This is a genomic window from Paludibacterium sp., from assembly GCF_019232825.1.
Classification (GTDB): domain Bacteria; phylum Pseudomonadota; class Gammaproteobacteria; order Burkholderiales; family Chromobacteriaceae; genus Paludibacterium.
This window is the reverse complement of record NZ_JAFAND010000043.1, coordinates 92,180-102,308: the sequence shown is the minus strand read 5'-3', so window position 1 is coordinate 102,308 and position 10,129 is coordinate 92,180. Positions and strand designations below refer to the sequence as shown.

Genomic DNA, 10,129 nt, shown 5'->3' with positions numbered 1-10,129 from the left:
ATGTTCGTATAAATCAGAAATCGTCATAGTTGATTGTCATTGTTTTGACAATGTAAATCTTTATTGGCATTGTTCGGTATTTCGTTGTCGCGCCGCCGTCGGCTCTTATCCCGAATAGGCTGGCCTATGTAAGCCTGCGGACGCTTGTTTGGGTCCTGACGTCAAGAAAAACGACCTCATGCTTGATACCCTGTTGCCGTATTACGAACGTGAGTTAAGCCATTTACGCGAGTTGTCCGGCGAGTTTGCCCGCCGCTACCCGAAAATTGCCGGCCGGCTGCAATTGGAAGGCGAACAGTGCGAGGACCCGCACACCGAACGGCTCATCGAGTCATTTGCCTTTTTGGCGGCGCGCGTCCATAAGAAGTTGGACGACGAGTACCCTGAAATCGCCGCCAGCTTCCTGGATGTGCTCTATCCGCATTACCAGCAGCCGGTCCCATCCGCCACCATCGTGCAATTCGAATGTGACGCGGCGCGGCCGGAAATCGCCAAGCGTTACCGCGTCGAACGCGGACAGATCGCGCACGCGCAACCGCTCTCGGGCGTCGCCTGCAAATTCCGCAGTTGCTATCCAGTCGATCTGTACCCGCTGACGTTGACCGACGCTCGCATTGAGTTGACCAGCGCTTCGCCACATCTGCACCGCCTGGCGCCGGACGCCGCCGCCGTGCTGACGCTGGAATGCCAGACTCAAGGCGGTCTGCCGGTCAACGGCATCGATCTGCAAAGCTTGCGCTTTTTCCTCGATGGCGAAGCGGCGCCGATGCACTTGCTGTACGAACTGCTGTTATCCAAGGTGCTGCGGCTGCAAATCAGCGACGGACGCGCCGACCCGGCGAAAAGCGCCACGCTGCCGGCCAGCGCGATTCAAACGGTCGGCTTCGGTCGTGACGAGCGCATGCTCGATTATGACGAGCGATCGTTCCAAGGCTACGCGCTGCTGACCGAGTATTTCTGCTTTCCCGACAAGTTCCTTTTCGTCGATTTCCAGCAGCTGGCCGGCGCGGTGCGCATGCTGGATGGCGACCGGCTACAGATCCGTTGCTTCTTGTCCGCGTTTCCCGATGCCGAACGCCACCATCGGCTGCTGACTGGTTTGCAGCCGCAGCATTTCAAGCTTGGTTGCACGCCGATGATCAATTTGTTTCCTCATCCGGGCGAACCGATCCGGGTGACGCACCACAAGGCCGCCTATCCGGTGACTGTCGACGCGCGCCGTCCGCAAGCCTTTGAAGTGGTGCAGATTCGCAAGGTGACGCGGGTGGAAAAGAGCGGAGAGGGCGAGCTGACTGAGGAAGTGCTGCCGTTTTATGCGTTGCGGCACGGCACGGGAGAGGATGCGCCGCGCTTCTATTGGCATGCCAGCCGCGAGGCGTCGCCGCGTGGCGGCGATCGCGGCAGCGACGTCGACATTCACCTGGTCGATTTGGCGTTTAATCCGGTACGGCCGGCGAGCGAAGTGCTCAGCCTGGAACTATTGTGCAGCAACCGCGATTTGCCCGAGCAGATGCCGTTCGGCGGCGGGCAAGCCAGCCAGCGGGCGGATTTCACTTTGCCGGGGCATTCGGTGGTCAAACGTGTGCGCATGCTGCGCAAACCGAGCCCAAGCCAGCGCTGTCCAGGCAAACGCGGCCTGCAATGGCGGCTGATTTCGCATCTGTCGCTCAACTACTTGTCGATCGTCGATGCCGGTCATCAGGCGCTGCAAGAAATGCTGGCGCTCTACAACCTCAGCGAGTCGGCCGCCAACCAGCGGCAGATCCAGGGCATTCTGTCGGTACGGAGCGAGCCGGCGGTGACCCGTGTCAACGGGCGCGATTTCTCCGGCTTCGTACGCGGCACGGCCATCCATCTCACCTTGGACGAAGACCATTACGTCGGCGGCAGCCCTTATTTGTTCGCCTCGCTGCTGGAACGCTTCTTCGCCCTGTATTGCACCCCGAACAGCTTCACCCGCCTGCATGTGCATGCCGGACCCAATCAGGAGGAAATCGCGCAATGGCCCGCCAGAGCCGGTCAGGCACTCGTGATCTAGACGCCGAGCTGGCCGAGCAGGCCCCGCGTTTCGGCTTTTTCCAGGCCGCGCGGCTGCTGGGCCTGTTTGCGCGCGAGCGCGCGCCGCGCGGCGGTTGGCTGCCGGCGCGATTACGCTTTCGCACCCCGGCGACGCTCTCTTTTCCGGCAAGCGAACTGGTGTCTTACCGCCAGCCGCAGCGCCACGAACCCGCGGACGATACGCACGATGAACTGATGGTCAGTTTCATGGGGCTGACCGGCCCCTCCGGCGCGTTGCCGACGGCCTACACCGAGCTACTGATCGAACGGCGTATCCAAGCCCAAGACACGTCCGCGCATGCCTTTTTCGATCTGTTCAGCCATCGTGCGCTCTCGTTGTTTTACGGCGCTTGGCGCAAATACCGCTTTTGGGTCGGCGTCGAGGCGGGCGAGGCGGACGGTTTTACCCGCAATCTGCTCGACTTTGCCGGCGTCGGTCTGTCGCAGTTGCGTGGCCGCATGCGCGCGCAGGAAACGCTCGACGAGAATCTTTTCGCCTATTACGCGGGTCTTCTGAGCCAGAAGCCGCTGTCGGCTCAGGCACTGGCCGCGTTGGTGCAGGGGTTCTTCTCCGTACCGGCAGAGCTCGAACAGTTCGTTGGGCAATGGATCCTCCTGCCCCCGGCCGAACAAAGCCAGTTGGGCGCCGCCGCGTGCGAGTTGGGGCTGTCGGCGTTTGCCGGTCAACGCGCCTGGGACCGTCAGACCAAGTTGTCGCTACGGCTTGGGCCGATGCGACGCGCGTCGTTCGATGCGCTGCAACCCGGCGGTCCGGCGGCCGACGCGTTAAAAGCGCTGGTGCAGCATGCGCTGGGGCACGGCTTGGCGGTTGACGTCACGCTGGTGCTCGACCGGCGCGACGTGCCGCCGCCCAGGCTCGATGCCGGGGCGGGGTTGCGCCTGGGCGGAAACGTCTGGCTCTACGGTGTGGGTGCGCCGCCAGCGTGCGACCCCGACGAAATGGCTTACACACTGCTGCATTGAATCTCTTTCTTTTTGCGATGGATAACTATGTCGATTTCGGTTAAGTCCCTAGTGGAAAAACTGACGCCGGTGGCCCGGCAATGTGTGGAACAAGCGGCGAGCCGTGCCTTGGCACGCAGCCATTTCGAAGTGGAAATCGAGCACGTACTGTCGGCCATGTTCGAAGGCGACGTCAGCGCCGCGCGCGCCGCGTTGACGGCCGTGGCGGCGCCGCTAGACCGCATGGATACCGAGCTGAATAACGCGCTGGACGGCTTTCGCTGCGGCAACACGCGCAATCCGGTGCTATCGGCTTGGTTGCCGAAATGGCTGGAAAAAGCGTGGCTTGGCGCCAGCGCCGAATTCGGTCAAACACGCGTATCGACGCTCGACTTGTTGATGGCGCTATTGACCGACGATGGCTTGCGCGCCACCGTGCAGCAGACCGTGCCGAGCCTGTTGCGTGTCGATACGCACAGCTGGCGCGACGGCTATGCCGCATTGCGCCGGCATGGCAACGAAGCGGCCGAGGGCGGCATGCCGGTATCGGATAGCGAGGAAACGGCGCTGCCCGGCGGCGGCAAGCGCGCATCGAACCTCGACAAATACACGATCGATCTGACCGCGCAAGCCCATGCCGGCAAGATCGACACGATTCTCGGCCGCGACGGCGAGATCCGCCAGATGATCGACATCCTGATGCGCCGGCGTCAGAACAACCCGATCCTTACCGGAGAGCCTGGCGTAGGCAAGACCGCCGTGGTCGAGGGCCTGGCGCTGAAGATCGCCCAAGGCGAGATACCGGATCCGCTCAAGGGCGTCACCGTGCGCACGCTTGATTTGGGGCTGTTGCAGGCCGGCGCCAGCGTCAAGGGTGAATTCGAAAATCGTCTACGCCAAGTGATCGACGAGGTCAAGGCAAGCCCGGTGCCGATCATTCTGTTTATCGATGAGGCGCACACGTTGATTGGCGCCGGTGGCGCCGCCGGGCAAAACGACGCCGCCAACCTGCTCAAGCCCGCGCTTGCGCGCGGCGAATTACGCACGATCGCCGCCACCACCTGGGCCGAGTACAAGAAGTACTTCGAGAAGGACGCCGCGCTTGCGCGCCGCTTTCAGGTCGTCAAGGTGGAAGAGCCGCATCCGGAAGTGGCGGTGCAAATGGTGCGGGGCTTGCGCGACGCCATGTCGAGCCACCACCAGGTCACGATTCTCGAAGAGGCGATCAGCGCCGCCGTTCACCTGTCCGGCCGTTATTTGCCGGGCAGGCAGCTGCCGGACAAGGCGATCAGCGTGCTCGACACCGCCTGCGCCCGCGTAGCGTTGTCGCGCGCGGCGCGGCCGGCGCCGATCGAGGATGTGAGCGCGCTGATGGCCAACATCGAGCGTGAGATCGCCGCGTTGTCGCGGGAAGCGGGTCATGGCGAACGCCTGGATCAGTTGGCGGCGCGGCGTGGCGAGCTCGCGCAAGATCTTGAACAGCTGCATGCCGACTGGGCGGCGCAGCGCGCGCTGGTGGCAGAGATCGATGCCTTGCGCGAATCCGCCGCCGCGCCGGCGCGCGGCAAAAAGGCGAGCCCGTTGCAGGAAAAGCGCCAAGCGCTGCGTGCGTTGCAAAAAATCCAACCGTTGGCGTTCGAGTGCGTCGACGAGAACGTGATCGCCGACGTGATCGCCGGCTGGACCGGCATTCCTCTCGGCCGTATGGTCAGCAACGAATTGGGCCAAGTGCGCCGGCTCGATGCGCTCTTGGCCGAGCGCGTCATCGGCCAGGGCCACGCGCTGACGCAGATCGCCGAACGCGTGAAGATCGCCAAGGCCAATCTTGACGACCCCGGCAAGCCCAAGGGGGTGTTTTTGCTGGTTGGCCCCTCCGGCGTCGGCAAGACCGAAACCGCGTTGGCGCTGGCCGAAGCGCTGTACGGCGGCGAGCGCAATCTGATCACCATCAACATGTCCGAGTACCAGGAGGCCCACAGCGTGTCCGGCCTCAAGGGCTCGCCGCCGGGATACGTCGGCTACGGCGAAGGCGGCGTATTGACCGAGGCGGTGCGACGCAAACCCTATTCGGTGGTACTGCTCGACGAGGTGGAAAAAGCGCATCCGGACGTGCTCGAGCTGTTCTTCCAAGTGTTCGACAAGGGGGTGCTGGAAGACGGCGAGGGCCGTGCGGTCGATTTCAAAAACACCATCATCTTGCTGACTTCCAACGCGGGCAGCGAGCTGGTGATGCGCGCCTGCGAACATGGCGTCAGCGTGGAAGGCGAAACGCGCGCACCGACGGCCGACGACTTGGTGGAGATTTTGCGTCCGACACTGCAAAAGACTTTCAAACCGGCCTTCCTTGGCCGTTTGACGATCATTCCGTACTTCCCGATCAGCGATGATGTACTGCGCAGCATTGTGGCACTCAAGCTGGAGAAGGTGCGCCGCCGTATCGCCGACAATCATGGTGCGCAAGTGACCTTCCCCGATGGCCTGGCCGATCTATTGGCCGCGCGTTGCCTGGACGTGGACAGCGGCGCGCGCGACGCCGATGCCATCCTGACGCGCACCGTGCTCGCGCGCCTCTCCGACGAAGTGCTTGAGCGCATGGCGGCAGGGCGGCCGGTGAAAAAAATCGCCGTCACGCTCAAAGACGACCAGCTCAAGCTGCGTCTGAGTTAAGGAGGCGCCAACGATGTGGATGTCGTTGCTGCTGTTCGTCTCCTCGCTGTTCGGCTGGTGGGGGCTGTTGTGGCTGGGGTTGCCGGTAAGCTGGCAGCGCGTCAGCCCGTCGGCCATTCTGCTGATTCATGTCGTGCCGCCGGTGTTGATCTTCGCCGCGATCAAGGGATGGCTGGCCAAGCGCCAGGCGCGCGCGGCCGAAGAGGCGGCGCTGCGCGAGCAGGCCGTCGAGGACGAGCGTCAGGCGGCACGGGCCGCTGCGCGCGCCCAGCACCAGGCGGCGCTTGCCGCGCGCCAGGGAGTGATCGAATGCCGCTGGAGCGGTTTGACGCTGCAAGGCGCCAAGGCGCCGGCTTGGCTGGATGGCCTGGATGAGTGGGGGTACGTGCGTTGGATCGCGCCGGATGAGCTGCAAGGCGATAGCTTGACCGAGCGGCTGACCCCCGCCTTAACGGAGTGGTTCGAGGCGCTCTATCAACAGGTGCCCGGCGCGGCGGCTTTGCCGCTATTGCTCGAACCTTGCGCGGCGCTGACCGGCGGCGAGCAGCTGCGATGGGTGCGCACGGTCCAGTTGCAAGTGTTGGCGGCAGCGTTCGAGGCGGGGCAACGGCCGCAAGAACCGGTATGTCGGTTCTTGCCGGGTCGTGGCTTGCTGGCCGAGCGCGTGCATCATTTTTTTGAATCCGAGACATTGCAACCTGGCGCGGTTGCGCTGGCGTTCGACGCGGCGTGGCCAGACGAGGATGCGGATGATGCGACCACCCCATTACCCAGCGCGGCCATTGCCGGCCTATTGTTTTTGCGTGCCAATCTACCGACAGATGAAACGGTGCCGGCGCAACATGACGCCCCCCATGACGAGCCTTATCAGGCCTATTGGCAAAGGCCCGCCGTGCAGGAGCGCGTGGAGTGGGGCGCCGTGCCGCCATGGGCGCGCGACGATTTGCTGGCGCAGCCGCCGCTGGCCGGCCTGGCCCGCGCCGCCCGGGGCGAAACCTTGCCGCCCGGTGTCATCGCGATGAGCAAGGCGTTGCGGCCGTTGTTGGATGCCGCGTTGGTCAACGGCGGGCTGCGCGATTTGCCGTTCGGCGACGAGGCGCGCGACCCCGTGCGTGAGCAGGCGCACACGCTTGCCTGGCTCGTGCACGACGGCGGCGGCATTCGCGAGGCCGCGAGCCGCATGGCAGCGCTGGGCAACGTGCTTGACGCCCATGAGGTTGAGCTAAGCCCGATCGACGATGCCAGCAGTCTGATACGCGATCTCGGTGACTTGGGCTGTGCCGGCGATATGGCGCTCGACACCTGCGCCGTGCTGCACGCCGTGCGGCTGCAAGCACCGGTGCTGCTTGCGCGCTTCGCCGACCAGGAGACTACGGTGGCCGTGACCCGGCCGCTGTCACAGGAGAACAGCGCATGAAACCCCCGATTCGATTGGGCGACCCGACCAGCCATGGCGGCAAGGTGGTGAGCGCGAGCGCGCCCACCACGTTATTCGGCAAGCCGGTGGCTTGTGTCGGCGATCAGGTGACTTGCCCCAAAGACGGCCACGACAACTGCGTGATCGTCGAAGGCGACGACGGGTGGTTCGTCGGTGGCAAGGCTGTGGCGCTCGACGGCCACAAAACCAGTTGCGGGGCGGTGTTGATCGCCACGCTGGGTGAAGTCGGCAAAGGTTAAGGAAAAAGATGGAAGCGACACAACAACATCTCGACGCGCTGTTGGCGCCGGTGAGCGATGCCGCGCCGGCCGGCGAGGATTTGAGCTATGACCTGCTCTTCGACGAGATCCGCGAGGCGCGCCGCAGCGATGACCCGACGCTGGCGCAAGGCGAGTGGGAGCGGGAGATCAAGAACGCCGATTGGCGCCGGGCGGCGCGGCTGTGCGAGCAAGGCTTGCGTGAACGCGGCAAGGATCTGCAACTGGTGGTGTGGTACGGCGAGGCGCGCGCCAAGCTCGATGGCTTTGCCGGCGCTGCCGCGGGACTGCAGCTCTTGGAAGGGTGGCTCGCGCACTATTGGGAAAGCGGTTTTCCGCCGCTCGATCCGCACGATCTGGACGAGCGCGTCAGCAAGATCGAATGGTATGCGGCACAATTGGCACACGCGTTGCGCATGACGCCGCTGACCGCGCCTCAATACGGCGGTTACAGCTGGCTCGACTGGAAAACCTCGCGCGAGGTGGAAAATCAGGCGCTGAAAGACGCTGATGCGCGCAAACGCGCGCTGGCGGAAGGCAAGCTCGACGGCGACGCCTTCGATAAGAGCGTCACGCTTTCTGGCTTGCCATGGTTCAAACAGCTCGCGGCGGATATCCAGCGCGCGTGGTCGAGCTACCAGACGCTCGACCAGCAATCGATGGAACGCTTTGGCGACGATTTTCCCAGCCTGGCCGAACTGTGGCGCGCACTCTCCGACTGCCGCGAGGTGGTCGAGCGGCTGATGCAGCAGCAGTTTGGCTTGAACACGGCCGAAAAGGAACCTGATATGACTCCCACTACGCCGGTCGTCACTGCCGCGCCCGCTGTTCCCGCATCCTCCGCCCCCATGGCCGTGGCGCCGATCGGGTCGCTGCAAAGTCGAGCCGACGCTGTGCGCGCGCTACGCGAAGTAGCGGGCTACTTCCGTCAGCACGAGCCGCACAGTCCGGTGGCGGGGCTCGCCGAGCGTGCCGCGCGCTGGGCCGAGATGCCGCTGGAAGAATGGCTCGCGCACGTGATCAAGGACGAGTCGACGCTGCGGCAGTTGCACGAACTGTTGGACGTCAAACCGAAACAGGCATGACGTGCGCGTCCGCGCGGCAAATAACTTGTTCAGAGGGTCCCTAACGGACGAAACGCCGCAGGATGCGCGCGATGAGCGCCCGGCACTCCTCGATGCCGAACAACCACGTCAGCAGGAAATATAGGCAGCCGTAAGCGCCCAGCACCAGCACGGCCAACGCGATCGGATGTCCGCCGTGGAAAAACAGCTTGATGACCCAGGCAAAGGCCGCGCTGGCCGCGGCCAGCCCCCAAAGGTTGACCATCAGCCCGGCTGGCAGCCCGGTGTGGCCAATGCGCGCATTGAGCTTGCGCCGAAGCAGCAGAAACTCGACCCAGCCGGCCATGCCGGCGGTGGCGGTCAAGCCGGCGGCGCCCCAGCGAGGCGCGAGGCCGAGCGCCGGCGTCACCAACAGCACACAGGCCACCCCCAGCGCGGTGGTCAGCGCCAGCCGGATCAGCGCGAAGCGCAGCGGCGAACGCGTATCGCGCAATGCGTAATAGGTGGACGAGTACAGCCGTCCCAGTGTGGTGGCCAAGAGTCCCACGCCGGAACCGGCGATGATGCCCCAGACGTAGAGGGTATGTGCGTGGGTGAATTTGCCGGTCTGGTATAGCGCTGCGGTAATGACGTCGCCCAGCGCGAAAAACGCGATGGCCGACGGCACGATGAAGAAGGCAATGCGGCGCAAGCCGCCGTTCAGCCGTTCGGCCAGCGCGGCATAGGTGTCGCGATCGTGTTGCGCGCCGACGGCGCTCGACATGGCCGGCAATTCGGCGGCGGATACCGCCATGCCGAACAGGCTGACCGGCAGCATGTTGATCGATGCCGCGGTGGTCATGGCCGCCATCGCACCCTGACCCAGCAGCGACGACAACGCCTGATCGACATAGGCGCTGATCTGCACCACGCCGCGACTGATGGCTACCGAGCCGAAATTGCGCACCACCTCGCGCACGTGGCGCGATGCCGTATCGAGCGAAAGCCGCAGCTCGTCGGTGTAATGCAGCACTGGCGGGATCTGAATCAGGAATTGCAGCGCGCAGCCTGCCACGGTGCCCCAGGCCAGGTAAATCGCCAGATGCGCCTGGTCGGCGCGGCGGAAAATCAACATCGCGGCGATCATCGCCGCGTTCCACAATACCGGCGCCGAGTACGACAGGAAAAATTTACGATGGCTGTTCAAGATGCCGAGGCACCAGGCGGAGCAAACCAGGAGTCCGGTGCCGGGGAACAGGATGCGCACCAGCAGAATCGTCAACTCGCGCTTGGCGCCGCCGTACCCCGGGGCGATCGCCCACAAGAGCCATGGCGTGGCCACGATGCCGATCAGGACGATCAGCGATACCACGAGCCCCAACAGCGCGCCGACCGCGCCGGCGACGTGATCGGCCTCCTTTTCCTTGCCCTCGGCCAATAGCCGCGCATACACGGGAATGAACGATGCCGACAGGACGCCCTCGCCGAACAGATTTTGCAGGAAGTTGGGCACGCGCAGCGCGGAACTGAAGGCATCGGCGGTGTCGGAAAGGCCGAAGTAGTGAGAGAACACCCGCTGGCGCACCAATCCCATGATGCGACTCAACAGAATGCCGATCCCAACCAGAAAGGCGTGACGGCCGGTGTTATCCCTTGCCATGCTCACAGTTCCGAAAATAGAACGCGAGAGTGTAGCAGAACGG

At 64.1% G+C, this 10,129-nt stretch carries 7 protein-coding genes; 6 read left to right on the top strand and 1 reads right to left on the bottom strand.

Going from position 1 to position 10,129, the window contains the following annotated elements; all coding sequences use genetic code 11:
- The first annotated feature begins 178 nt into the window (after nucleotides 1-178).
- Genes tssF through tssA form a run of 6 tightly spaced genes read left to right on the top strand, consistent with a single transcriptional unit; the run spans nucleotide 179 to nucleotide 8,468 of the window.
- Nucleotides 179-2,038: a type VI secretion system baseplate subunit TssF gene (tssF, locus tag JOZ06_RS05335; RefSeq protein ID WP_293229624.1), complete on the top strand. Its 1,860-nt coding sequence runs from the start codon at nucleotides 179-181 to the stop codon at nucleotides 2,036-2,038.
- A complete protein-coding gene (gene tssG / locus JOZ06_RS05330; protein WP_293229621.1) occupies nucleotides 2,002-3,042 on the top strand; it encodes a type VI secretion system baseplate subunit TssG in 1,041 nt (346 codons plus the stop codon). Before tssF ends, tssG begins: the two co-directional genes overlap by 37 nt.
- Before the next feature lie 27 nt (nucleotides 3,043-3,069).
- Nucleotides 3,070-5,688, top strand: coding sequence for a type VI secretion system ATPase TssH (tssH, locus tag JOZ06_RS05325; protein WP_293229619.1), 2,619 nt, complete (start codon nucleotides 3,070-3,072; stop codon nucleotides 5,686-5,688).
- 13 nt (nucleotides 5,689-5,701) lie between these two features.
- On the top strand, nucleotides 5,702-7,105 hold the full coding sequence (locus JOZ06_RS05320; protein ID WP_293229616.1) for a hypothetical protein: 1,404 nt from the start codon (nucleotides 5,702-5,704) through the stop codon (nucleotides 7,103-7,105).
- Complete coding sequence (locus JOZ06_RS05315) at nucleotides 7,102-7,365, top strand: PAAR domain-containing protein (RefSeq protein ID WP_293229614.1); 264 nt, start codon at nucleotides 7,102-7,104, stop codon at nucleotides 7,363-7,365. The genes JOZ06_RS05320 and JOZ06_RS05315 overlap by 4 nt, the downstream gene beginning before the upstream one ends.
- A gap of 8 nt (nucleotides 7,366-7,373) precedes the next feature.
- On the top strand, nucleotides 7,374-8,468 hold the full coding sequence (tssA, locus tag JOZ06_RS05310) for a type VI secretion system protein TssA (protein ID WP_293229612.1): 1,095 nt from the start codon (nucleotides 7,374-7,376) through the stop codon (nucleotides 8,466-8,468).
- Between the two features lie 40 nt (nucleotides 8,469-8,508).
- Here the strand turns inward: tssA and murJ are convergent, their stop codons facing one another.
- On the bottom strand, nucleotides 8,509-10,086 hold the full coding sequence (gene murJ, locus JOZ06_RS05305) for a murein biosynthesis integral membrane protein MurJ (protein WP_293229609.1): 1,578 nt from the start codon (nucleotides 10,084-10,086) through the stop codon (nucleotides 8,509-8,511).
- Nucleotides 10,087-10,129 lie beyond the last annotated feature (43 nt).